The organism is Streptomyces sp. TRM70350 (assembly GCF_019219825.1).
Lineage (GTDB): Bacteria > Actinomycetota > Actinomycetes > Streptomycetales > Streptomycetaceae > Streptomyces.
In genome coordinates, this window is sequence record NZ_JAHUXH010000023.1 from 1 (window position 1) to 23,212 (window position 23,212).

General features: G+C 70.7%; 17 protein-coding genes and 1 pseudogene. 9 read left to right on the plus strand and 9 right to left on the minus strand.

Features of this window, described 5'->3' with window-relative positions; translation table 11 throughout:
• Positions 1–192: 192 nt before the first annotated feature.
• Positions 193–1,374, minus strand: a complete 1,182-nt coding sequence (locus tag KWI83_RS27480) for a PP2C family protein-serine/threonine phosphatase (RefSeq protein ID WP_218517079.1) — start codon at positions 1,372–1,374, stop codon at positions 193–195.
• A 173-nt stretch (positions 1,375–1,547) separates the two neighbouring features.
• On the opposite strand from KWI83_RS27480, the gene KWI83_RS27485 reads away from it, so the two are divergent.
• Positions 1,548–2,801 carry a GNAT family N-acetyltransferase gene (locus KWI83_RS27485; protein ID WP_218517080.1) on the plus strand — a complete coding sequence of 418 codons (1,254 nt, stop codon included), beginning with the start codon at positions 1,548–1,550 and terminating at the stop codon, positions 2,799–2,801.
• A gap of 7 nt (positions 2,802–2,808) precedes the next feature.
• On the opposite strand, the gene KWI83_RS27490 is transcribed toward KWI83_RS27485, so the two are convergent.
• Both KWI83_RS27490 and KWI83_RS27495 read right to left on the minus strand, forming a co-directional pair.
• A complete protein-coding gene (locus tag KWI83_RS27490; RefSeq protein ID WP_218517081.1) occupies positions 2,809–3,618 on the minus strand; it encodes an Fpg/Nei family DNA glycosylase in 810 nt (269 codons plus the stop codon).
• A gap of 99 nt (positions 3,619–3,717) precedes the next feature.
• The gene (locus tag KWI83_RS27495) at positions 3,718–4,206 is read right to left on the minus strand and encodes a ribose-5-phosphate isomerase (protein ID WP_218517082.1); all 489 of its coding nucleotides are present in this window, start codon (positions 4,204–4,206) and stop codon (positions 3,718–3,720) included.
• Positions 4,207–4,423: 217 nt separating this feature from the next.
• On the opposite strand from KWI83_RS27495, the gene KWI83_RS27500 reads away from it, so the two are divergent.
• Positions 4,424–5,920 carry an amino acid permease gene (locus tag KWI83_RS27500; protein ID WP_218517083.1) on the plus strand — a complete coding sequence of 499 codons (1,497 nt, stop codon included), beginning with the start codon at positions 4,424–4,426 and terminating at the stop codon, positions 5,918–5,920.
• A 37-nt stretch (positions 5,921–5,957) separates the two neighbouring features.
• Here the strand turns inward: KWI83_RS27500 and KWI83_RS27505 are convergent, their stop codons facing one another.
• Entirely contained in the window at positions 5,958–7,535 is a 1,578-nt protein-coding gene (locus KWI83_RS27505) for a protein kinase (RefSeq protein ID WP_374106393.1), read from the minus strand.
• A 241-nt stretch (positions 7,536–7,776) separates the two neighbouring features.
• On the opposite strand from KWI83_RS27505, the gene KWI83_RS27510 reads away from it, so the two are divergent.
• The gene (locus KWI83_RS27510; RefSeq protein ID WP_218517085.1) at positions 7,777–8,487 is read left to right on the plus strand and encodes a hypothetical protein; all 711 of its coding nucleotides are present in this window, start codon (positions 7,777–7,779) and stop codon (positions 8,485–8,487) included.
• 83 nt (positions 8,488–8,570) lie between these two features.
• Here the strand turns inward: KWI83_RS27510 and KWI83_RS27515 are convergent, their stop codons facing one another.
• Positions 8,571–9,155 (minus strand): biotin transporter BioY, encoded by a 585-nt coding sequence (locus KWI83_RS27515; protein ID WP_218517086.1) that lies wholly within the window; start codon positions 9,153–9,155, stop codon positions 8,571–8,573.
• A gap of 308 nt (positions 9,156–9,463) precedes the next feature.
• Between KWI83_RS27515 and KWI83_RS27520 the strand changes: the two genes are divergently transcribed.
• The 3 genes from KWI83_RS27520 (at position 9,464) to KWI83_RS27530 (ending at position 11,939) form a co-directional block, all read left to right on the plus strand.
• Positions 9,464–10,843 carry an amino acid permease gene (locus KWI83_RS27520; RefSeq protein ID WP_218517087.1) on the plus strand — a complete coding sequence of 460 codons (1,380 nt, stop codon included), beginning with the start codon at positions 9,464–9,466 and terminating at the stop codon, positions 10,841–10,843.
• Positions 10,844–10,949: 106 nt separating this feature from the next.
• The gene (locus KWI83_RS27525; RefSeq protein ID WP_218517088.1) at positions 10,950–11,591 is read left to right on the plus strand and encodes a superoxide dismutase; all 642 of its coding nucleotides are present in this window, start codon (positions 10,950–10,952) and stop codon (positions 11,589–11,591) included.
• A 141-nt stretch (positions 11,592–11,732) separates the two neighbouring features.
• Entirely contained in the window at positions 11,733–11,939 is a 207-nt protein-coding gene (locus tag KWI83_RS27530; RefSeq protein WP_218517186.1) for a hypothetical protein, read from the plus strand.
• A 9-nt stretch (positions 11,940–11,948) separates the two neighbouring features.
• On the opposite strand, the gene KWI83_RS27535 is transcribed toward KWI83_RS27530, so the two are convergent.
• Entirely contained in the window at positions 11,949–12,587 is a 639-nt protein-coding gene (locus tag KWI83_RS27535) for a DsbA family protein (protein WP_218517089.1), read from the minus strand.
• A 147-nt stretch (positions 12,588–12,734) separates the two neighbouring features.
• On the opposite strand from KWI83_RS27535, the gene pepN reads away from it, so the two are divergent.
• Positions 12,735–15,317, plus strand: a complete 2,583-nt coding sequence (gene pepN / locus KWI83_RS27540) for an aminopeptidase N (RefSeq protein ID WP_218517090.1) — start codon at positions 12,735–12,737, stop codon at positions 15,315–15,317.
• A gap of 239 nt (positions 15,318–15,556) precedes the next feature.
• Positions 15,557–16,594: a hypothetical protein gene (locus tag KWI83_RS27545; protein ID WP_218517091.1), complete on the plus strand. Its 1,038-nt coding sequence runs from the start codon at positions 15,557–15,559 to the stop codon at positions 16,592–16,594.
• Between the two features lie 78 nt (positions 16,595–16,672).
• On the opposite strand, the gene KWI83_RS27550 is transcribed toward KWI83_RS27545, so the two are convergent.
• Both KWI83_RS27550 and KWI83_RS27555 read right to left on the minus strand, forming a co-directional pair.
• Positions 16,673–17,815 carry a serine hydrolase gene (locus tag KWI83_RS27550; protein WP_218517092.1) on the minus strand — a complete coding sequence of 381 codons (1,143 nt, stop codon included), beginning with the start codon at positions 17,813–17,815 and terminating at the stop codon, positions 16,673–16,675.
• A gap of 149 nt (positions 17,816–17,964) precedes the next feature.
• Complete coding sequence (locus tag KWI83_RS27555; RefSeq protein WP_218517093.1) at positions 17,965–18,420, minus strand: NUDIX hydrolase; 456 nt, start codon at positions 18,418–18,420, stop codon at positions 17,965–17,967.
• A gap of 234 nt (positions 18,421–18,654) precedes the next feature.
• Here KWI83_RS27555 and KWI83_RS27560 point away from each other — a divergent pair, with 234 nt between their 5' ends.
• Entirely contained in the window at positions 18,655–21,957 is a 3,303-nt protein-coding gene (locus tag KWI83_RS27560; protein ID WP_218517094.1) for a S8 family serine peptidase, read from the plus strand.
• A gap of 120 nt (positions 21,958–22,077) precedes the next feature.
• On the opposite strand, the pseudogene KWI83_RS27565 reads toward KWI83_RS27560, so the two are convergent.
• Positions 22,078–23,212, minus strand: a pseudogene (locus KWI83_RS27565) (protein-L-isoaspartate(D-aspartate) O-methyltransferase).

Consider the following 23,212-nt stretch of genomic DNA (forward strand, 5'->3'; position numbering starts at 1 on the left):
ACCCCGCGAATCACGCATCAGCGTCGACAGCGTCTGCGCACCCATGTCGAACTTCATACCGAACCCGCCTCCCCCATCTCGTGTCCTGGTCGTCTCATCGTACGTAAATCATCTGTCATCTCTACCAACTCATCTCCACCAGTTACAGAGGCAGCACAAAGCCCTGACCAACACACATGACCAGCACATGGGTCAGCGCGCAGCGGACTGCGCCGCCGGGCCTTCGCGGCAGATCAGCAGGAGGGCTCGGTCGTCGTTGACGTCCTTCGCGACCGCCTCGATGAGGTGCCAGGCGGCGCCCTGGAAGCCGCCGACGACATAGCGGTCGGCCTCGCCGGTGAGGCGGTCGATGCCCTCGACGATGTCGCGGTCGGAGGTTTCCACCAGGCCATCCGTGAAGAGCATCAACACGTCACCAGGACGCAAAGAGCCCTTGACGGGGTCGAACTGGGCGCCGTCGTACACACCCAGCAACGGCCCTTCCGCCGCCTTCTCCTCCCAGCGGCCGCTGCCCGCGCTGAGCTGCAGCCCCGGCGGATGGCCCGCGGAGTACAGCTCGTAGTCGCCGGAGTCCAGGTCGAGGACGAGGTGGATGGAGGTGGCGAAGCCCTCCTGCCAGTCCTGGCGGAGCAGATAGCCGTTCGCGGCGGGGAGGAAGGCGTGCGGGGGCAGGCTGCCCAGCAGGCCGCCGAAGGCGCCCGACAGGAGCAGGGCGCGCGACCCCGCGTCCATGCCCTTGCCGGAGACGTCCGTGAGGACGACCTCCAGGGTGCGGCCGCCGTTCGTACGGGCCGCGACCACGAAGTCGCCCGAGAAGGACTGCCCGCCGGCCGGGCGCAGCGCCATCTCGCGGTGCCAGCCCTGCGGCAGCTTCGGTAGCTTGCTCTGCACCCGGATCCGTTCGCGCAGGTCGAACAGCATGGTGCCGCCGCGCCGCCAGGGCACGCCGACCCGGCTGCGGAACTGGGCGATCAGCAGACCGAAGAAGCCGCACGCGGCGACGACCAGGACGACCCCGGGTGTGACGCGCGACGGGCCCTCCGTGTACGGGCCCAGCTGTATCGACTCCACGATCAGGGCCGTGGCGGCCGCCGCGTACAGGCCGAGCAGGCTGGCCGGGCGCAGCAGCAGGCCGCCCGCGACGATCGGCAGGACCAGGACGGCCGGGGAACACCACACCGAGTTGGCGAGCGTCCCGGCGGTGATCAGGGGGATGGTGAGCAGCAGGCCCGCCAGCGCGACCCAGTCGGAGCCGTCGCCGCGGAAGTAGTCGACGGCGCTTTTGCGCAGGCCGACGCGGACCCGGTGCCACCTCATCTTCAACCGGGCCGTGAACGTATCGGCCGCCGCGCGCCGCTCTCGTCCTGCTGCCATCAGTTCGGGACCCTATCCATCGGACCAGCTGCTTGGCACGGGAGGCCCCACTTGTCCCCCGTCCGAGGCTCGACTTCACAGTGAACTTCACGGAAAGCCGCCGCGCCGACGTCCTGGCGAAGTCAGGGAAAATTCCGTCGCTCGTCCCGCAATGCCCTGATAGGCATGGGCCCATGGCAACTGACTTCCTGACCGGCCCGGGTACCGAGCTGCGGGTGCTGCGACCGGACGACTGGGCCCCGTGGTACGACACTCTGATCCGCGCCTTCGGTGGGGTGCCGGAGTCCGCCGAGGAGCGGGAGCTGTGGAACGCGCTCACCGAGTTCGACCGTTCCCTGGGGGCGTGGGACGGGGACGCGTGCGTGGGGACGGCAGGGGCGTTCAGCTTCCGGCTGACTGTGCCCGGCGGCGCCTCGGTGCCGGCCGCGGGCATCACCATGGTGAGCGTGGCCGCCACGCACCGCAGGCGCGGCGTGCTGACGTCCATGATGCGGCGGCAGTTGGACGACGTACGTTCCTGGGGCGAGCCGCTGGCCGTCCTGATGGCGTCCGAGCCGCCGATCTACGGTCGCTTCGGCTACGGCGCCGCGACCTTCCATCTGGGTGCCGAGATCGACACGAACCGTGTACGACTGTCCGTCCCGACCGGCACCGACGACGTACGGCTGCGGTACGCGGCGCCCGCCGATGTCCTCGACGCGTGTGAGGCGGTGTACGCACGGCTGGTGCCGGAGCGGCCCGGGATGCTGTCCCGGCGGCCGGGCTGGGAGCGGCTGGGGCTGCTCGATCCGGAGAGCGAGCGGGACGGGGCGTCGCCGCTGCAGTGCGTGGTCGCCGAGCGGGGTGGGGAGACGGTCGGCTACGCGCGCTACCGCGTCAAGGCGGACTGGGAAGTCACCGGGCCCAACGGCAAAGTGATCCTGCAGGACCTCGCCGCGCTCGACCCGGCGGCGGACGCGGCGCTGTGGCGTTTCCTGTTCGACATCGACCTCACGTCGACACTGGTCATGCGGGGTCGGCCGGTCGACGACGCCTGGCAGTACCTGGTGTCCGACATCCGGCGCTGTCAGCCGCGGACGCGGGACTCCTTGTACGTACGGCTGGTTGACGTGGGGGCAGCGCTGGAGGCGCGGACCTACCAGGCGCCGGTGGATGTGGTGTTCGAGGTGGAGGATGCCTTCTGTCCCTGGAACGCGGGGCGGTGGCGGCTGACCGGGGACGCGAAGGGGGCGTCCTGTGCGCGTACCTCCGATGCGGCGGATCTCGCGCTGTCGGTACGGGAGTTGGCGGCGTCGTATCTGGGCGGGGTGAGCCTGGTGGCGCTGGCGGCGGCCGGGCGGGTGCGGGAGCTGCGGCGCGGGGCGTTGGCGGAGGCGGCGGTGGGGTTCGGGGCGGCGGTGACGCCCTGGCTGCCGCACGGCTTCTGATGCGCGGTCAGTCGCGCTGGCAGGTGGGGCACCAGAAGAGGTTGCGGGCGGCGAGGTCGGCGGTGCGGATGTCGCCGCCGCAGATGTGGCAGGGCTGGTTGGCCCGGCGGTAGACGTAGACCTCGCCGCCGTGGTCGTCGGCGCGGGGTGGGCGGCCCATGGCCTCGGGGGTGTGCTCGGGGCGGACGGTGTCGATGCGGTTGTGCCGCACGCCCTGGCGCATGAGGTCGACGAGGTCGGTCCAGATCGCGTCCCACTCGGTGGGGGTGATGTCCTTGCCCGGGCGGTACGGGTCGATCTGGTGGCGGAAGAGCACTTCCGCGCGGTAGACGTTTCCGACTCCGGCGATGACCTTCTGGTCCATGAGGAGGGCGGCGATCGTGGTGCGGCTGCGGGAGATCCGCCGGTACGCGGCGGCGGAGTCGGCGTCGTCGCGGAGCGGGTCGGGGCCGAGACGGTCGTGGATCGCCCGCTTCTCCTGCTCGGGGATCAGGGCGCAGGTGGTCGGCCCGCGCAGGTCGACGTACGCGGTGTCGTGGGCGAGGCGCAGGCGGACGGTGTCGGTGGGCGGCGGGGCGGGGGCGTCACCGAAGGCGACCTTGCCGAACAGGCCCAGGTGGATGTGGACCCAGTCGGCGTCGCGGAAGCGCAGGAAGAGGTGCTTGCCGTGGGCCTCGGTCGCGGTCAGGACGGCCCTGTCCAGCAGGTCGGCGGCGTCGGAGAACTTGCCCTGGGGGCTGGTGACCCGGGGGGCCGTGCCGGAGAAGCGGGCGGCGTAGTCGTGCGCCAGCCGGTGAATCGTGTGCCCTTCTGGCACGGTTCCTGCTTCCTTCCAGCCCCAGGGGCAGTCTCAGTCGTGCTGCCCAGCCCCGCAGGGGCAGTCTCACTCCTGCTGCCCAGCCCCCCAGGGACGGTCTCAGTCCTGCTGCGGGTGGTGCGCCGGGATCGGCGGCAGGTCGCCCGTCGTCTCGTACGCCGACAGCATCTCGATGCGCCGGACGTGGCGCTCCTCGTTCGTGAACGGCGTGTTCAGGAAGGTCTCGACGAACTTTGTCGCCTCGTCCAGCGTGTGCATGCGGGCGCCGACCGCGATCACGTTGGCGTTGTTGTGCTGTCGGCCGAGCGACGCCGTCTCCTCGCTCCAGGCCAGCGCCGCGCGGACGCCCTTGACCTTGTTCGCGGCGATCTGCTCGCCGTTGCCGGAACCGCCGATCACGATGCCCAGGGACTCCGGGTCGGCCGCCGTGCGCTGGGCGGCGCGGAGGCAGAAGGGCGGGTAGTCGTCCTGGGCGTCGTAGATGTGGGGGCCGCAGTCGACGGGGTCGTGACCGGCCGCCTTGAGCCACTCGACGAGGTGGTTCTTCAGGTCGTAGCCGGCATGGTCGGAGCCGAGGTACACGCGCATGGGACGAGTGTGACATGCCCCGGGCGGGGCAGTGGGGCCGGGTGGCCGCCGCCGAAATGTGACCGAAAAGCGCAAGCAACACCACCGAACCTCAGGAAAACCTCAAGTAACGATCTGGGATCAAAGGTTCAAGAATCCATTCACCTCAGATTCACTGGTCCGACTCGTACACCGCTCGTACGGGAAACAGCTCACCCGGCGCAAAGGAAATCCGTCCATGACTTCGCAGCCGACCCTGACGAAGGCCGGAAGCGGCCCCGGGGGCCACGATGGAACCGGCGATCCCGGTTCCGGATCAGGTCTCCAGGCAGGGCTCAAGAACCGCCACCTGTCGATGATCGCCATCGGTGGTGTCATCGGCGCCGGACTCTTCGTGGGGTCCTCCTCCGGCATCGCCACCGCCGGCCCCGGCATCCTCCTGTCCTACGCGCTCGTCGGCACGCTCGTGGTGCTGGTGATGCGCATGCTCGGCGAGATGTCCGCCGCCAACCCGACCTCGGGTTCGTTCTCGGCGCACGCCGACCGGGCGCTCGGGCCCTGGGCCGGGTTCACCATCGGCTGGCTGTACTGGTTCTTCTGGGTCGTGGTGCTGGCCGTGGAGGCGACCGCGGGTGCCGTGATCCTCGAAGGGTGGATTCCCTCCGTACCGCAGTGGGCCTGGGCGCTGATCGTGATGGTCGTGCTGACCGGGACCAACCTCGTCTCCGTCGGCTCCTACGGCGAGTTCGAGTTCTGGTTCGCCGGGATCAAGGTCGTGGCGATCGGCGCGTTCATCGTCATCGGCGGGCTGGCCGTGTTCGGGCTGCTGCCCGGCGTCGACAGCGAGCAGGCCGGGCTGAGCAACCTCACCGAACACGGCGGCTTCCTGCCCAACGGGGCAGGAGCGATCCTGACCGGTGTGCTGCTCGTCGTGTTCTCCTTCATGGGCAGCGAGATCGCCACCCTGGCCGCCGGTGAGTCCGAGGACCCGCAGCGGGCGGTCACCAAGGCCACCAACAGCATCATCTGGCGTGTCGCCGTCTTCTACCTGGGCTCGATCCTCGTCGTGGTGTCCCTGCTGCCGTGGGACAGCACGGCGATCACCGACAAGGGCTCGTACGTCGCCGCCCTGGACTCCCTCGGTATCGCGCACGCCGGTCAGATCATGAACTTCATCGTGCTGACCTCGGTGCTGTCCTGTCTCAACTCCGGCCTCTACACCGCCTCCCGCATGGCCTTCTCGCTCGGCCGGCGCGGTGACGCGCCGCAGTCCTTCGCGCGGACCACCGGCCAGGGGGTGCCGCGGACGGCGATCCTCGTCTCCGTCGTCTTCGGCTTCGTCGCCGTCTTCTTCAACTACAAGTTCCCGGACTCCGTCTTCCTGTTCCTGGTGAACTCCAGCGGTGCCGTGGCGCTGTTCGTCTGGCTCGTCATCTGCTTCTCGCAGCTGCGGATGCGGAAGATCATCGAGCGGGAGGCGCCGGAGAAGCTGGTCGTGCGGATGTGGCTGTACCCGTATCTGACCTGGGCCACCGCCGCGTTGATCGTGTTCGTGCTCGGCTACATGCTGACCGACACCGAGCACGACGGACGCAGGACCGTGCTGCTGTCGCTGCTCGTCGCGGCCCTGGTGCTCGCCGTCGCCGTGGCCCGGCAGCGGACCGGGAAGCGGAACGCCCTCCAGGCCGACCAGACCGACCAGGCCGACCCGCAGACCGCCGAGGTGCGGGACTAGGCAGCGCGCCCCAGGAGAGCTTCACGCCACTGTGCCCTCACAGCGGCGTGAAGCTCTCCTTCACGTCCTCGTAGATGGCCAGTGCGGTGTCCGCCACGGCCGGCTGGTACCACGTGTTGACCTGGTACGACTTCCCCCTCGCGTCGAAGCCCAGCAGCCGGGCGTGCCACGGGACGCCGTCCAGCGTGAAGGTGTACTCCCAGACCACCGCCGGATGGCCGCGGAACGTCGTCTCCTCCAGGCGGATCTTGCGATAGTCCCGCCCCTGGTGGGCGTTGCGTTCCGAGGTGCGCCAGCTGTCCATCAGGTCGCCCCGGGCCAGGGAGGACTTGGCGGCCAGTTCCTGGGTGCCGTCGGGTGAGGTGTAGTGCACCTCCGAGCCCGTCTTCACATCCCGCCGCCAGCCCTGGGGCGTCACCCACGCGTAACCGCCGGCCTCCTGGCGCGCACCCGGCGGCAGGCTCGGCGGCCGGGACGTGCCCGCGACCGTGGGTGAGCCGGAGGCACTCGTCGACGACGCCGGTGGTGTGCCGTCCGCCCGGGTGTCGTCCGGCGGCCCCGCTGTCGCCGCCCAGACGATCCCGGCCACCGTGGCGGCCGTCAGCACGCCCGCCACGGCGACCACCGCCGTCCGGTGGGATCCGGGCGACGGCCCGGACGGGACCGCGGGGCCGGGCAGTTCGCTCCCCGGCGGTGTCTCCCCGGCTCCTGGCGTCGGACGCCGCTCGGTCACCGCCTGCGCCCGCGCCAGTGAGACACCGGCTCCCGGACGGGCCCGTCCGGCGGGCGGAGGCTTGACGAGGACCGGCGTCGGCTGCTCCTTCACCGGCACCGGCTCAGCCACCGGCAGGGTGGGGGTGGGTCCCGGAAACGCCACCGTCCGCAGCGCCGCCTCCACCTCCTCCAACCCCGGGCGAATCCCCGGGTCCTTGCGCAGCAGCGCGCCGAGCACCTCCCGCAACGGACCCGCCGACGGGGGCAGTTCGGGCTCCTCGTACAGAACCGCGTGCAGCGTCGCCAGCGTCGTGTCCCGCGAGAACGGGGACTGCCCGGCCAGCGCCGCCGACAGCGTCGCCCCGAGCGACCACACGTCCGACGGCGGCCCCTGCGGCCGCCCGGAGATCCGCTCGGGGGCCATGTAGTCGGGCGAACCCACCAGCATCCCGGCCATGGTCAGCGCCTTGGCGTCCTGGATCGCCGCGATGCCGAAGTCGGTGAGCACGACCCGCCGTCCGGCGTCCTCGACCAGCACGTTCCCCGGCTTGATGTCCCGGTGCAGCACGCCGCGCGCATGCACCTCGCGCAGCGCCTCCACCAGCCCCAGCCCGATCCGGGCCGCCGCGCCCGGCCCGAGCGGCCCGTCCTCGGCCATGATCCGTTCCAGGGAACGCCCGGCCACCAACTCCATGACGATCCACAGGCGTTCGCCCTCGTCCACCACGTCGTAGACGCGTACGACGTGGGGATGGTCGATCCGCGCGGTGGCCCGGGCCTCGCGCAGGGTGCGTTCGCGGCGGGTGCGGGCGTCCTCGGCGTCCAGGCCGTCGATGCGCATTTCCTTGACGGCGACCTGCCGGTCGAGTATTTCGTCGGCGGCTCGCCACACCCGCCCCATTCCCCCCTGCCCAATGCTTTCGGCCAACCGATAGCGCCCTGCCACCAGTAACCCTGGAACACCGGCACTTCGCGTATTCCCCGGCAATTCGCTGCACCCCCTCAACGACGCCCCGAATGAAACGCGTTGGAACGCATTGAAACACAATGGCCACACGTCAGGCGGTACCAGCATAGTGCGGAGAAATCTTGTGGTACCTCTTCAAGTACTGCGAATTCAGGCGCAGACAAGGGGGACGAACATGCGTTCACGTCGAGCGACCGTCATCACGGGATCGCTGGTAGCGGCAACTTTCTCGGCCGTGCTGATCGTTTCCGGCACCGCCGGGGCGGACGACCCGGGACCGGGCGGCGACAAGGGGGGAAAGGCCGTCGACAAGGCACCGGCGGGGGTGGCGCTGACCACGCTGCTGCCCGAGAAGATCTCGGTCGACAACGATTCGAAGGAAACGGCGATTACCGCCACGGTGAAGAACGAGGGGACCAAGGACAGCGGTCCGGTCAGGCTTCTGGTCGTCGGTTTCGACGGGCTGACGGTCACGAATGTCGAGGGTTGTTCCGCGATACCGGAAGGTGATCTTCCGGACGGTTCGAACAGCGGTTTCGCCTGCCCGCTGGACAGTCTGGCGGCGGGTGCGTCGAAGTCGTACGACGTCGACGCGACCTACGACCTGAGCAAGACCGGAAAGATCTGTCTGCCCGTCCAGAACGGCGACGGAAGCAAGACGTTCTGGCAGCAGGGCCCGGTCCCGTTCGGCACGACGAACCCGTCACCGAACGCCCCGGCCACCCCCCTGCTGCTCGGCACCGACAACAAGCCGGTGGCACCGGGTGGCGACGAGCTGGCCAGGACCGGTCCCGTCCGTGACGTCCTGCCGCTGGGCGCGGCCGGCGCGGCGCTGGTCGCGGCGGGGGCGGCGGGACTGTGGTGGTCCCGACGGCAACCGGCATAAGAAACAACCGGCACAAGAAAAACGCGGAGGGCCGGGAAGCGGCTGATGCGCCACCCCGGCCCTCCGCGACACCCACCAGGCAATCAGCGCTTGCCCACGAGCTTCCACGCCGCGGGCAGCAGCCCCATCGCCAGCGCCGCCTTCACCGCGTCCCCGATCAGGAACGGCGTGAGCCCGGCCGCGATCGCGGCGGAGGCGGACATGCCGGTGGCGAGGGCCAGATACGGGACGCCGACGGCGTAGATGACCGCCTCGCCCAGGAGCATCGCGCCCGCCATCCGCCACGGGGAGCGGTCGGCGCCCCGCCGGGCGAGTGCGCCGACGGCGGTGGCGGCCAGCAGCAGGCCGATGACGTAACCGAAGGACGGGGCGGCCGCGCCCGAGCCGCCGTCCGCGAACCACGGCACACCGGCGACACCGGCGAGCGCGTACAGCGCGAGCGAGAGGAAGCCGCGCCCGGCGCCGAGGGCGGTGCCGACGAGCAGCGCGGCGAAGGTCTGGCCGGTCACCGGCACCGGGGTGCCCGGGATCGGCACGGCGAGCTGGGCCGCGAGGCCGGTGAGCACGGCGCCGCCCAGGACGAGCGCGACGTCGCGGACGCGGGAGGCGGGGAGCAGGTCGGCGAGGACCTGGCCCGGGCGAAGGGGGGCGGCGGCAGCGGTGCTCATGGGGACTCCGCGTAGTGAGGGCGGTTCGGGACACCGTGACGCTAACCCAGCGCACCGGGGCCGACCACCGTCACCGCCCGACAAAGGCGCGAGCGCGGCTGTGGTGGGCTCCTTACAAAGAGTGGTGGTTACACGTGAACGGGCGTGATACCGGTCACTGAGGTGGCGACGTGTGGCTCACTCGGGAGGGGCGAGACGGGGTCTGTAGGGTCTCGCCAAATGGGCGGACACGGGGAACGCCACCCCGGCCTCTACACTCCGTACGGTTGTCCCCCCTTACCCCCTCACGTACTGGACGAGCCGCGCCCATGTCCCGCACCACCCCCGTTGAGGCCCCGCCCGAGGCGGACGCCTCCCTGTCCCACGGACTCAAGCAGCGCCACCTGTCGATGATCGCCCTCGGTGGCGTGATCGGCGCCGGGCTGTTCGTCGGCTCCGGCGCGGGCATCGCCGCCGCCGGGCCGTCGATCGTCGTCGCCTACATCCTCTCCGGCCTCCTGGTGATGCTGGTGATGCGCATGCTGGGCGAGATGTCGGCCGCGTATCCGTCGTCGGGGTCGTTCTCCGCGCATGCCGAGCGGGCGATCGGGCCGTGGGCCGGGTTCACCGCGGGCTGGGCGTTCTGGGTGCTGCTGTGCACGGCCGTCGGGCTGGAGGGCATCGGCGCCGCGAAGATCGTCAGCGGCTGGCTGCCGGGCACACCGGAGTGGGCCTGGGTGGCGCTGTTCATGCTGGTGTTCTGCGGGGCGAACCTCGCCGCCGTGAAGAACTTCGGGGAGTTCGAGTTCTGGTTCGCCGCCCTGAAGGTCGGCGCGATCTCACTGTTCCTGGTGCTGGGCGTGCTGGCGATCGCGGGTCTCCTGCCCGGTACGGACTCCCCCGGCACGAGCAATCTGACGGACTTCATGCCGGGCGGCGGCGAGGGGCTGGTGATCGGCCTGCTCGCCTCGGTGTTCGCGTACGGCGGCCTGGAGACCGTCACCATCGCGGCGGCCGAGTCGGAGGACCCGGTGCGGGGCGTGGCGAGCGCGGTCCGTACGGCGATGTGGCGCATCGCGCTGTTCTACATCGGCTCGATGGCGGTCGTCGTCACCCTCGTCCCGTGGGACTCGAAGGCCGTCGTCGAGAGCGGCCCGTACGTCGCCACCCTCGACCACCTCGGCATCCCGGGCGCCGGGCAACTGATGAACGTGGTGGTGCTGGTCGCGCTGCTGAGCGCGATGAACGCCAACATCTACGGCGCCTCGCGCATCGCCTACTCGCTGGTGCGGCGCGGACAGGGGCCGAAGGCGCTGGGCCGGGTGTCGGGCGGGGTGCCGCGGATCGCGGTGCTCGCGTCGTGCTTCTTCGGCTTCGTGTGCGTGGCGCTCAGCTACTGGCGGCCGGACGACGTCTTCCCCTGGCTGCTGAACATGATCGGCGCGGTCATCCTGGTCGTCTGGATCTTCATCGCCGTCTCGCAGCTGCGGCTGCGCCGCCGGCTGGAGCGGGAGGCGCCCGGGAAGCTGGTCGTGCGGATGTGGGCGTTCCCGGTGCTGACCTGGGTGGCGCTGGCGGGCATGGCGGCGATCTTCGTCCTGATGGCCCGGGAGCCGGACACGCGGGTGCAGTTGTACTCGACGGGCGGGATGACCCTGTTCCTGGCGGCCGTCGGCTACGCCTGGCAGCGGGGACGCGCCCGGCGCTGACACCGGACGACTGTCCGAAAGGCCCCCACGCGCACGCGTGGGGGCCTTCTTCTTGCTAGGTTGTAGTTGCAAGTCGCTTGCAATAAGAGCCTCGGAGGGGACCTTCATGCCCGTCTACACGCTGCCTGACCTGCCGTACGACTACTCCGCACTCGCCCCTGTGATCAGCCCCGAGATCATCGAGCTGCACCACGACAAGCACCACGCGGCCTATGTGAAGGGGGCGAACGACACGCTGGAGCAGCTCGCCGAGGCGCGGGACAAGGAGCAGTGGGGTTCGATCAACGGCCTGGAGAAGAACCTGGCCTTCCACCTCTCCGGGCACATCCTGCACTCCATCTACTGGCACAACATGACCGGCGACGGCGGCGGCGAGCCCCTGGAGAAGGACGGCGTGGGTGAGCTGGCGGACGCGATCGCCGAGTCCTTCGGGTCGTTCGCGAACTTCAAGGCGCAGCTGTCCAAGGCCGCGGCCACCACGCAGGGCTCCGGGTGGGGCGTACTGGCGTATGAGCCGCTCAGCGGCCGCCTCATCGTCGAGCAGGTGTACGACCACCAGGGCAATGTCGGGCAGGGTGCCACGCCGATCCTGGTCTTCGACGCCTGGGAGCACGCCTTCTACCTGCAGTACAGGAACCAGAAGGTCGACTTCGTCGAGGCCATGTGGCGGGTCGTCAACTGGCAGGACGTGGCGAGGCGTTACGAGGCGGCCAAGTCCCGCACGGACGTGCTGCTGCTGGCGCCCTGAGCGCGCCGTCCCTGATCGTCCTGCCTCGTGATCGTCTTCTCACCTTTCACGCGGGCAGGCGGATGAGAGGAGGCCCCCGCGAGGACGTGACTCGCGGGGGGCCTCTGCTGATCCGCCGGACAGGCGCTAGTCTCCCGGGCCATGCCGGATACCAAGCACTGCCCCAACTGCGGCGGTACGCTGCAGGATTTCCGCAGGGTCACCGCGGCGGAGGAGTCCTTCATCGCCGGTCGCGTCGGGATCAAGGACGCCCCGGGCTACTGGCGCTGCGCCAACGGCGGGTGCCTGTGGGTCCAGCCGTACTTCAACCAGGCCAAGGGCTTCAGTCTCCCCGAGTCCTTCAGGTGACCGGGCGCCTCACAGGTTGCTGAAGTCGGGGCCCTTGGTGCGGGTGCGCTTGATTTCGTAGAAGCCGGGGACCGAGGCCACCGCGAGGGTGCCGTCCCAGAGCCGGGCGGCCTCCTCGCCCTTGGGGGCGGGGGTGACGACCGGGCCGAAGAAGGCGACCTCCTCGCCGTCGGGGCCGGGGACCGAGATGACCGGCGTGCCGACCTCCTGGCCGACCTTGTCGATGCCCTCCTTGTGGGAGGCGCGCAGCTCGGGCTCGTAAGGGGTGGAGTCCCAGTGGTCCAGGAGGGACTCGGGCAGGCCCACGTCCTTCAGGGCGGCGGCGACCGTCTCCTTCTCCGGGCCCTGTTCCCGGTTGTGGATGCGGGTGCCGAGCGCGGTGTAGAGGTCGCCGAGCACCTCGGCGCCGTGCTCCTGCTGCGCCGCGATGACGACCCGTACCGGGCCCCACGCCTTGGTGGCGAGCATCTCGCGGTACTCCTCGGGGAGTTCGTCCAGCTTGTCCTCGTTCAGCACGGCAAGGCTCATGAGATGCCAGCGGACCTCGATGTCACGGACCTTCTCCACCTCCAGCACCCAGCGGGAGGTCATCCAGGCCCAGGGGCACAGCGGGTCGAACCAGAAGTCGACGGGGGTCTTGTCCGACATTTCTCTCCTCATGAGGAAGCGATTCTCCCGGGGAATGTCCGCACAACACCGCCGCTCGTCCCACCATTCCCGGCTGCCCCGGGTCAGCAGCGCGTGGCAGGATCGGTGCTGTCCGCATACTGATCACCACCCGAGGGAGTGCCGCCCGTGCCCGGTGAGAATCTGTCCCGCGACGAGGCCCGGGAGCGGGCCGCCCTGCTGTCCGTCGACGGGTACGACGTGTTCCTCGACGTGCGTTCCGCCGTCGGCGACGGGGACGGTGAGTCGCGCACCTTCCGCTCGGTCACCACGATCCGGTTCCGCTGTGCCGAGCCGGGCGCGGCGAGCTTCGCGGACCTGATCGCGCCGAGCGTCACCGCCGTCTCCCTCAACGGCCGCGACCTCGACCCCAGCGAGGTCTTCGACGGCTCCCGGATCTGGCTCGAGGACCTCGCCGCCGACAACGAGCTGATCGTCGACGCCGAGTGCGCCTACTCCCGCACCGGCGAGGGCCTGCACCGCTTCGTCGACCCGGAGGACGGCGAGGTGTACCTGTACACGCAGTACGAGCCCGCCGACTCCCGGCGTGTCTTCGCGGGCTTCGAGCAGCCGGACCTGAAGGCGCCCTTCCGCTTCGAGGTGCGGGCGCCCGAGGGCTGGACGGTGTGGAGCAACGGCGCCGGACAGCGCGCCGACGGGGTGTGGCGGTTCGCGGAGACGAAGCCGATCTCGACGTACATCACCTGCGTGGTGGCAGGCCCGTACCACCACGTCACGGACTCCTACACCCGCACGTTCGACGACGGTACGCGGCTGGAGATCCCGCTCGGCGCGATGTGCCGCAAGGGCCTCGCCCCCTACTTCGACGCCGACGACGTCTTCCTGGTCACCAAGCAGGGCCTGGACTTCTTCCACGACCACTTCGACTACCCGTACCCGTTCGGCAAGTACGACCAGGCGTTCGTGCCCGAGTACAACCTGGGCGCGATGGAGAACCCGGGGCTGGTGACCTTCCGGGAGGAGTTCATCTTCCGCGGGAAGGTGACGCAGGCGTCCTACGAGCACCGGGCCAACGTCGTCCTGCACGAGATGGCGCACATGTGGTTCGGCGACCTGGTCACCATGGAGTGGTGGGACGACCTGTGGCTGAAGGAGTCCTTCGCGGACTTCATGGGCTCGTTCGCGCAGGTCGGCGCCACCCGCTTCAAGGACGGCTGGATCACCTTCGCCAACCGCCGCAAGTCCTGGGCCTACCGCGCCGACCAGCTCCCCTCCACCCACCCCGTCACCGCCGACATCCGCGACCTGCAGGACGCCAAGCTCAACTTCGACGGCATCACCTACGCCAAGGGCGCCTCCGTGCTCAAGCAGCTGGTGGCGTACGTCGGTCAGGACGCGTTCCTGGAGGGCGCGCGGCGTTACTTCAAGCGGCACGCGTACGGCAACACGCGCCTCGGTGACCTGCTGTCGGTGCTGGAGGAGACCAGTGGGCGGGACATGGGGGCGTGGGCGCGTTCCTGGCTGCAGACGGCCGGGGTCAACTCCCTCACCCCGCAGGTCCTGCTGGACGCGCGGGGCCGGATCGACGAGCTGGCGGTGGTGCAGGAGGCCGCTGTTGTCGCCCCGGCGGAGCACCCCGAGCTGCGGCCGCACCGGGTCGCGGTAGGGCTGTACCGGCGTACGGACGCGGGGGCGCTGGAGCGGTACGCGCGCGCCGAGGTGGACGTGCACGGTGCGCGGACGGTCGTGGCGGAGCTGACCGGCGCGCAGGAGCCCGAGCTGGTGCTGGTCAACGACGACGACCTGACGTACTGCAAGATCCGCCTGGACGAGACGTCCCTCGACACGCTGCGCGAGCACCTGGGCGCGCTGACCGACCCGCTGGCGCGCGCCCTGTGCTGGTCGGCGCTGTGGAACATGACCCGGGACGCGCTGCTGCCGGCGCGGGACTTCGTGGACCTGGTGCTGCGGTTCGGTGGGCGGGAGTCCGACATCGGGGTGCTGCAGATGCTGCACGCCTGGGCCGAGTCGGCGCTGGTGCACTACGCGGCGCCCGACTGGCGCGAGACGGGAGGCCGTTTGCTCGCCGAGGGTGCCGAGCGCGAGCTGTACGACGCCGAGCCGGGCAGCGAGCACCAGCTGGCGTGGGCCCGCTTCTACGCGCGCGTGACCGAGGATCCGGCCGGTCTGCAGCTGCTGCGGGACCTGCTGGACGGCACGGCGGTCATCGAGGGGCTGGACGTCGACCAGGAGCTGCGGTGGGCGTTCCTGGAGCCGCTGGCCGCGCACGGGGTCGCGGACGAGAAGGTGCTGGCCGAGGAACTGGCCCGGGACGACACCGCCTCCGGCAGGCGCCACCAGGTGCGCTGCCTGGCCGCCCGCCCGTCTCCGGCGGTCAAGGCGCAGGCGTGGGCGCAGGTCGTGGAGTCCGACGCGCTGTCCAACGCGCTGGTCGAGGCGACGATCGCGGGCTTCGCGCAGGCCTCGCAGCGACAGCTGCTCGCGCCGTACACCGAGAAGTACTTCGCCGCCATCGAGCGGGTGTGGACCGAGCGGTCGATCCAGATCGGCATGGACGTGGTGCGCGGGCTGTTCCCGGCGCTGCAGGACTCGCCGGAGACGCTGGCGGCGACGGACGCGTGGCTGGCGGCGCACGAGGGTGCCGCCCCGGCCCTGCGCCGGCTGGTGCTGGAGGCCCGGGACGATCTGGCGCGGGCGCTGCGGGGGCAGGAGTGCGACGCGCGCGCGTGAGCCACGAGGCAGTGGCGGGCGGCTGACCAGCAGCTTTGGCCTGAGCTTGGGCCGTTGGTCACCGTTACGAAATTCCGGCAACAGGAGCCGTAACCCCTGGTCCGCACCTGAACGGACCAGGGGTTTTCGCCGCCCATTCGGCATCCGAACACGCGTCCTTTAGGGAGGTGTTGTCCTGTTTTGTCGACGGCCGTGTAACAACGGTTAAGGGGCGCGTCGGGCGCGGGAATCCCCGGGTCATGAACCACGACACCCCGCTCTCCCCCCGCCCCCTGCACCACCTGTCCGACGGCCGGCGTCGGGTCATGACGGCCGCCCAGCTGCGGGCGCACGGTGTCTCGGCCGCCGAGGCGAACGAGCACTGCAAGCCCGGCGGTCCCTGGCAGCAGATCCTCCCGGGCGTCTACCTGCTCCACCCCGGCCCGCCCACCAGCGAGGAGCGGCTGCACGCGGTGCTGATGTACGCCGCCCGGGAGACCTCGTCCGGCGTCCCGGCCCAGCCCGGCGGCGAGGAGGAACTGCGCCCGCCGTACCGGGACGCGATGATCACCGGCCTCGCCGCGCTGAACCTGCACGGCTTCGCCGCCGTCCCCCCGCTGCTCTCCCTGGACCGCATCGACGTCCTGGTCCCCCGGCTGCGCCGGCTCCGCTCGACGGGCTGCGTCCGCGTGCTGCGCACCCCCGCGCTGCCCACGCCGCAAGCGCGCACGGGCCTGCCGGTCGCGCCGGTGCCGCGCGCCCTGGCGGACGCGGTGGCCGACCTCGCGGACGCGGCGGCGGTGCGGCGGCTGCTCACCGAGGCGGTGCGCGGCGGTCACTGCGAACCGGCGGCGATCGTCCGGGAGCTGAACCAGGCCAGGCTGCTGAGCCGCCCGCACGTGGTCGACGCCGTGGACTCGCTGCTGGCGGAGGGGCGGGCGATCGCGGAGGACCGCCTGTACCGCATGGTCCGGGAGTACGGCCTGCCCGACCCGGTGTGGAACGTCGACCTGCGCCTGCCCGGCGGCCCGCACCTCGGCGGCCTGGACGCCTACTGGCCGGAGCACGCCGTGGCGGTGGAGCTGGACACCAGGGCGCCGCGCCAGGACGAGGACGCGTTGTGGTCGGAGTACGTCCGCAAGCGTGAGCACCTGGAGCGGCTGGGCATCACGGTCGTACACATCACGCCGAAGAAGCTGCGCGACGCGATGGAGCAGCAGGCGACGGTGGTGCGCACGGCTTTGATGGCGTCGGCGGAGCGGGATCCGGCGGCGTATGTGGTGGTGCTGCCCCGGTAGTGACGGACCGGGGCAGGCATCAGGAGGGGAGAGGAGGGGCCGTCCGGGCGGACACCGGGCGGCCCCTCCTCGTCTGCGTCAGCGCTTGCCGCAGAACTCCGCCTCGATCACCGCCTCGCTGTCGCCCGCCCAGTCGCCGTTGAGGTTGAAGGCGAGGGAATGGCGGGCGTCCGGGGTGGTGACCGCCTCCGACAGGGAACCGTGGATGCCGCCGCCGTGGCCCCAGACGTGCACGCCGCAGGACAGCTCGCGGTCCAACAGGCCCAGCCCGTAGCCGACGTTCGGGGCGCCGTCTATGGCGACCGTGGTCTTCATCGCCTTCAGCTGCTTCTGCGGCAGCAGCTTGCCGCCCAGCAGCGCCCGGTAGAAGCGGTTGAGGTCGGCCGAGTCGGAGATCATCTCCCCGGCCGCGTATGCCAGGGACGGATTCAGCCTGGTCACGTCGTACGTCGGACCGGTCGCCGTCTCGGCCAGCTTGCTGTACGCGCGGCTGCTGGGCTGCGGCACGGTGACCCGCGTGCCGGGCACCGACGTGGCGTTCAGGTGCAGCGGCCTGAGGATGCGGTCGCGGATCTCGGCGCCGTACGGGCGGCCCGTCGCCTTCTCGATCACCATCCCGGCGACGACGTAGTTGGTGTTGGAGTAGCTCCAGGACGTGCCCGGCGCGAAGTCCGGCTTGTGGGCCATCGCGATCGCCACCAGCTCGGCGGGCTTCTTCGTGTCGTAGCGGTGCTCGAAGAAGCCGTCCTTCAGGAAGTACGTGCGGCCGAACTCCTCGTCGGAGGTGTAGTCGTAGATGCCGCTGGTGTGGTTGAGCAGCTGGCGGAGGGTGACCTTCCGGCCGTCGTGGCCGTTGCCCCGCACCGCGCCCGGCAGCCACGTGTCCACCGTGTCGTCCAGCGACAGCTTGCCCTCCGCCTCCAGCTGGAGCAGCACCGTCGCCACGAACGTCTTGGTGATGCTGCCCACCCGGTACCGGTCGGCCGTCGAACGCGGCTCGCCGGTGCGCAGGTTGCCCACGCCCTCGGTCGCCCGCCAGGTGCCGTGCGCGTCCCTCGCCGTGGCCGTGACGCCGGGCACGCCGTCCTTCACGGCGGCGCGGAGCGCCTCGCGGGTCGCGTCGTGGCCGCCGCCGGTGGGTGCCGCCAGGGCCGGGGCAGCCAGGGCGGCCGACAGGGCCACGGCCGTCGCCGCCACCAGGGTCACTCGTACGCTCCTCATGTCTTCCCCCAACTGATCCTCTCGGATCCTTTTCGGATCACAACACGGTCGGAGGGAGAAACCATGAGGGCTCCGTGAAGGTTGCCGGGCCCCGTACCGGTTGAGCGGGTTTCAGCCTTTCTTCAGGACCGGCTCGGTGCCCCTTCTCCCTACGCCAGTTCGACGCGCCCCGCCGCCGGGCGTTCCCGCCACAGCCGCAGGCCCAGGTCGACCAGTCCGATGCGTCTGAGGGCGGGTACGGCGTCGAGTTCGTGCCAGGCGGCCATGTCGGTGGAGCCGCCGGTCTCGTAGCGGAGTTCGCCGCCGACCACGGTCCCCTCGTACACCAGGCGTACGCCGTGGTGGTCGGTCACCGGGCGGAAGCGGCGGCGCGGGAAGGTGCGGTGGAGGGAGTGGACGCCGAGGATGCCGGTGACCTCGATGCGGTAGCCGGTCTCCTCCCGCACCTCCCGGCGGACGGTGTCGTAGGGATCCTCACCGTGTTCCATGCCGCCGCCGGGCAGCACCCACTCGGGCGTGCCGTCGGGTGCCGGGGAGCGGGCGAGCAGCACCTGGCCGTCGCGGACGCATATGGCGTAGGCCGCCACCCTCAACCTCTTTCGCACGAGGCGACGTTAACCCCTCGCACCGGGAAGGGCGTCCGGCGCCCGAAATGTTCTGCACGCCCTCAATCAACCCTCATGCCCATCGCGGGTTTTCCCCATCCATCCATTTCGATTCGGTCAACCCTCGCCAAACGTCCTCCGGTTGCGTAAGGCTGAGCGGTCGTCCGGGATCGGATTCCGGACTGTCTCGTCCTTGACCCATAAGGGATGTTCCTTAACCAACAAGGGATGCCGATGACCCACACCCCCCAGAGCGATCCGATACCCGGCGCGAGACGTGTGGCCCGGATCGCCGTGGCCGCCGGTCTCGTCGCCGCGCTGGCCGCGGCCGGGCCGATACCCGTGGCCCTCGCCGCGGACCAGGCGCCCCCTGCGGCCGACCCGAGCGTGAAGTCCGCGCACGACAAGCTCGGTTCCGACGACGCCGAGCTGCTCGCCGAGGCCAAGGCCGACGGCGACAAGAGCGTGACCATGATGGTCGCCACGGCGCCGGGCAAGACGGAGCAGGTCGCCGAGCAGCTCGACTCGGTCGACGGCGGCCTGGTCGGCCGTACGTACGACAAGCTCGGCTACGTCCGGGCCACCGTGCCCACCGGCAAGGCGGACGCGGCCATCGCCGCCGCCACCAAGCTGTCCTCCGTGCACGGCATCGACCTGCGGGAGGAGATACCCCTGGAGGACCCGCGGCCGAACGCGGGCAGCACGAAGGGGACCGGGGCCACCGGCAGTTACCCCGCCCCCGGCAAGAACACCCCGGCCAAGAATCCGTACAACCCCTCCTTCGAGACCGGTGCCGTCGACTTCGTCGAGGACCACCCCAAGGCGGACGGCCGCGGTATCACCATCGGCATCCTCGACTCGGGTGTGGACCTCGGCCACCCCGCGCTGCAGAAGACGACGACCGGCGAGCGGAAGATCGTCGACTGGGTGACCGCGACGGACCCGGTCGTCGACGGTGACGGCACCTGGCGCCGGATGACCACCTCGGTCAGCGGCCCGACCTTCTCCATCACCACGCCCACGCTCGGCACCGAGACGTTCAAGGCGCCCGAGGGCTCGTACAAGTTCAGCTACTTCGCCGAGTCCGCCACCACCGGTGGCGACATGGCCGGTGACCTGAACCGCGACGGCGACACGACGGACGTCTGGGGCGTGCTGTACGACGCCGCGTCGGGCACCGCGCGCGTCGACCTGGACGACGACCTCGACTTCACCGACGACACCGCGATGAAGCCGTACAAGGACGGCTTCCAGATCGGCTACTTCGGCACCGACGACCCGGCGACCGAGATCGCCGAGCGGATCCCGTTCGTGGTGGAGATCCGCAAGGACGTCGTCTACAACGCGGCCGGCGCCAAGGCCGACTACGTCAACATCGGCGTCATCGAGGGCTCGCACGGCACGCACGTGGCCGGCATCACCGCCGCCAACAGCCTGTTCGGCGGCAAGATGAACGGTGCCGCGCCCGGCGCCAAGCTGGTCTCCTCCCGGGCCTGCACCTGGTCCGGCGGCTGCACCAACGTGGCCCTCACCGAGGGCATGATCGACCTGGTCGTCAACCGGGGCGTCGACATCGTCAACATGTCGATCGGCGGCCTCCCGGCGCTGAACGACGGCAACAACGCGCGCGCCGAGCTGTACACGCGCCTGATCGACGAGTACGGCGTCCAGCTGGTGATCTCCGCGGGCAACTCCGGCCCCGGCGCCAACACCATCGGCGACCCGTCCCTCGCCGACAAGGTCATCTCGGTCGGCGCGACCATCTCCAAGCAGACCTGGGCCGCCAACTACGGCTCGAAGGTGACGAAGCGGTACGCGATGTTGCCGTTCTCCTCGCGCGGCCCGCGTGAGGACGGCGGCTTCACGCCGACGCTGTCCGCGCCCGGCGCCGCGATCAACACCACCCAGACCTGGTCGCCCGGCGGCCCGGTCGCCGAGGCCGGCTACAGCCTGCCGCCCGGCTACTCCATGCTCCAGGGCACCTCGATGGCCTCCCCGCAGGCGACCGGCGCGGCCGCGCTGCTGCTGTCCGCCGCGAAGCAGAAGGGCATCGAGCTCACCCCGGCGATCCTGCGCACGGCGCTGACCTCGACCGCCGACCACATCAAGGGTGTGCAGGCGTACGAGGAGGGCGCGGGCCTGGTCGACATCGAGGACGCCTGGGACGTGATCCGCGACGGCGCCGGCGCGCACACGTACGCGGTGAAGGCGCCGGTCGACACCGCGATCGACCAGTTCCTGAAGACCCCGGGCTACGGCACCGGCCTGTACGACCGTGAGGGCGGTCTGAAGGCCGGCCAGAAGAAGACGTACGAGATCACGATCACCCGTACGTCCGGTGCCGACCGCGCCATCTGGCACAAGCTGGACTTCGAGAACAACGCGGGCCGCACCTTCCGGATCGTCGGCTCCGACAAGGTGCGTCTCCCGCTGAACGAGCCGGTCACCGTCAAGGTGCAGGCCGCGCCGAGGTCCGCCGGGCTGAAGAGCGCGATCCTGGAGGTCGACGACCCGCGCACCGAGGGCATCGACAAGCAGATCCTGAACACGGTCGTCGTCTCGCAGCCGCTGAAGTACACCTACTCGGCGTCCGGTTCGGTGCAGCGCAACAGCACCAAGTCGTACTTCGTGACCGTGCCCGAGGGCGCCAAGTCGCTGGAGGTCGCGATCGGCGGGCTGAAGGGCAAGAGCCAGACCCGGTTCATCGCCATCCACCCCTACGGCGTCCCGTCCGACCCGACGTCGACGATCAACTGCTACCCGAACTACGACAACCCGGCCAACACCTGCCGCCCCGACGTGCGTTCGTACGCCGACCCGCAGCCCGGCGTCTGGGAGATCGAGGTCGAGTCGCGCCGTACGTCGCCGCTGCTGAACAACCCGTACAAGCTGAACGTCACCGTGCTCGGCGCGGCCTTCGACCCGGAGACCGTGACCGTGCCCGAGGCCAAGGTCGGCACCCCGGCCGCCGCCTCCTGGAAGGTGACCAACGCCTACGCCGCGATCGACGGCAAGCTGGTCGGCGGGCCGCTCGGCTCGTCCAAGACCACCCGCCCGACGATCGGGCAGGGCGAGACCCAGACCAGCACGGTCGAGGTGCCCGCGGGCGCCACCTCGCTCGACGTCGCCATCGGCAACGTCTCGGACGCGGCGGCCGACCTGGACCTGACGGTCTACGACAGCACCGGCGCGGTCGTCGGCCAGGACGCCGACGGCGACTCCGAGGAGCGGGTGTCCATCGCCTCCCCGAAGGCCGGCACCTACACCATCGAGGTCTACGGCTACGGCGTGCCGGCCGGCTCCACCGCGTACGACTACCGGGACGTCTTCTACTCCGCCGCCCTCGGCAGCGTGAGCGTCGACGGCTCGGCGGCGGTGCAGCTCGGCACGGGCGACTCGGCGACGGTCTCCGCCACCGTCACCGCCGCCGCGGCCGCGCCCGAGGGACGTGAGTTCTTCGGCCAGGTGCGGCTGGTCAACGCCCGCGGGACGGCCGCGGGCGTGGGCAACGTGAAGATCGAGAAGGTCGTGCCGTAAGTCGTCGGTACGGCGGTGGGGGCGGGCGTCCGTACGGGCGTCCGCCCCTTCTCATGCTCTGTGCTGCCGACGCGGAGCGGGATCCTGCGGCGAGCCACGCGAGCGGGCCGGTCATGGCGGTCACTCCACGGTCGCCGACCATCCTCCCCGCGTGAGGGTGAGGGTGCCGTCCGGGTCGATCCGGGCCCGCGCCCCGGAGACCGGCAAGCCGCCTTCGCGGTTGAGCCGGTGACGGATCCGCTCCAGTTCGTCCCACAGGCGGCGGGGGCCGCCCTGGTGCACTGTCGGCGAGTCGAGGAACCCGGCCGCGGTGGCGCGGGCCCAGGAGCCGTCAGGGTGCAGCATCCACACGGTTCGTTCGTCGCCCCTGGCCGCACTCCGGTGGTCGATGCCGGGCACGAGGATTTCGAGCATCGACATCACCTCCCACGAGTCCGGCACGTACAGCAGCGGATACCGGCTGGTGCTCACGTGCTCGCCCTCGGCCTGCTCCAGCTTCTCCCACAGCTCATCCGTGGGCCGCTCGTAGTCGTCGGCGTGGCGGGTCCGCATGAATCCCGCGGGGTCGGGCTCGACGCGGCCGACGGCGCCGCCGTCGTCGGTCTTGTCCGCGGTGACGATCAGCCCGGTCCCGGCGAGGGTGGTCACGAGCCGCCCACCGGGACGCAGCGCGGCCAGCCACGAGGCCCGGCACAGGCCGTACGGACACCGTGGACACGATCCGGTCGTACTCCCCGGGAAGGGGCCCGGTGACGTCGCAGACGGCCGTGTGCGGGTGCAGGCCGATGGAGTCGAGTCGTTCACCCGCGACCCTGACGAGGTGCGGGTCGACGTCCACGCTCGTCACCAGTTCATCGCCGACCCGTCGGCACAACAACGCGGTGCCGTAGCCGGAGCCGGTCGTCACCAACACGCGAGAGCCGTCGGCGATCATCGCGTGCCGGTACATGGTCACGACCAGGCCCGGCAGAGTTGACGACGACGTGGGCAGACCGCGGGCGATGGTGGCGCCCGGCTCAGCGTGGTCGGCATGCGCCGGGCCGATGCGCGTCACGAGGGAGCGGTCCGCGTAGGCCGCCTGCATCCACGCCTCAGGGTCGGCGAGGCCGTCGCGCAGCTCCCACACCTGCGATCCGCGCGCCCACCAGCGAGGCACGAACACGTGCCGCGGGGTGGTGGCGAGCGGCTCGTACCAGCGCGACCCAGGGCGGACAACTTCGTCCGCCAGGCGCCGCGCGTGCGTCTCCCAGTCCAC

What these genes read in the sequence shown, in the direction of transcription:
- KWI83_RS27480 (WP_218517079.1), bottom strand. Translation starts at nt 1,374, where the DNA reads ATGGCAGCAGGACGAGAGCGGCGCGCGGCGGCCGATACGTTCACGGCC.
- KWI83_RS27495 (WP_218517082.1), bottom strand. Translation starts at nt 4,206, where the DNA reads ATGCGCGTGTACCTCGGCTCCGACCATGCCGGCTACGACCTGAAGAAC.
- KWI83_RS27550 (WP_218517092.1), bottom strand. Translation starts at nt 17,815, where the DNA reads ATGAGGAGCGTACGAGTGACCCTGGTGGCGGCGACGGCCGTGGCCCTG.
- KWI83_RS27485 (WP_218517080.1), top strand. Translation starts at nt 1,548, where the DNA reads ATGGCAACTGACTTCCTGACCGGCCCGGGTACCGAGCTGCGGGTGCTG.
- KWI83_RS27535 (WP_218517089.1), bottom strand. Translation starts at nt 12,587, where the DNA reads ATGTCGGACAAGACCCCCGTCGACTTCTGGTTCGACCCGCTGTGCCCC.
- KWI83_RS27510 (WP_218517085.1), top strand. Translation starts at nt 7,777, where the DNA reads ATGCGTTCACGTCGAGCGACCGTCATCACGGGATCGCTGGTAGCGGCA.
- KWI83_RS27560 (WP_218517094.1), top strand. Translation starts at nt 18,655, where the DNA reads ATGACCCACACCCCCCAGAGCGATCCGATACCCGGCGCGAGACGTGTG.
- KWI83_RS27530 (WP_218517186.1), top strand. Translation starts at nt 11,733, where the DNA reads ATGCCGGATACCAAGCACTGCCCCAACTGCGGCGGTACGCTGCAGGAT.
- KWI83_RS27515 (WP_218517086.1), bottom strand. Translation starts at nt 9,155, where the DNA reads ATGAGCACCGCTGCCGCCGCCCCCCTTCGCCCGGGCCAGGTCCTCGCC.
- KWI83_RS27520 (WP_218517087.1), top strand. Translation starts at nt 9,464, where the DNA reads ATGTCCCGCACCACCCCCGTTGAGGCCCCGCCCGAGGCGGACGCCTCC.
- KWI83_RS27545 (WP_218517091.1), top strand. Translation starts at nt 15,557, where the DNA reads ATGAACCACGACACCCCGCTCTCCCCCCGCCCCCTGCACCACCTGTCC.
- KWI83_RS27505 (WP_374106393.1), bottom strand. Translation starts at nt 7,535, where the DNA reads ATGGGGCGGGTGTGGCGAGCCGCCGACGAAATACTCGACCGGCAGGTC.
- KWI83_RS27500 (WP_218517083.1), top strand. Translation starts at nt 4,424, where the DNA reads ATGACTTCGCAGCCGACCCTGACGAAGGCCGGAAGCGGCCCCGGGGGC.
- KWI83_RS27525 (WP_218517088.1), top strand. Translation starts at nt 10,950, where the DNA reads ATGCCCGTCTACACGCTGCCTGACCTGCCGTACGACTACTCCGCACTC.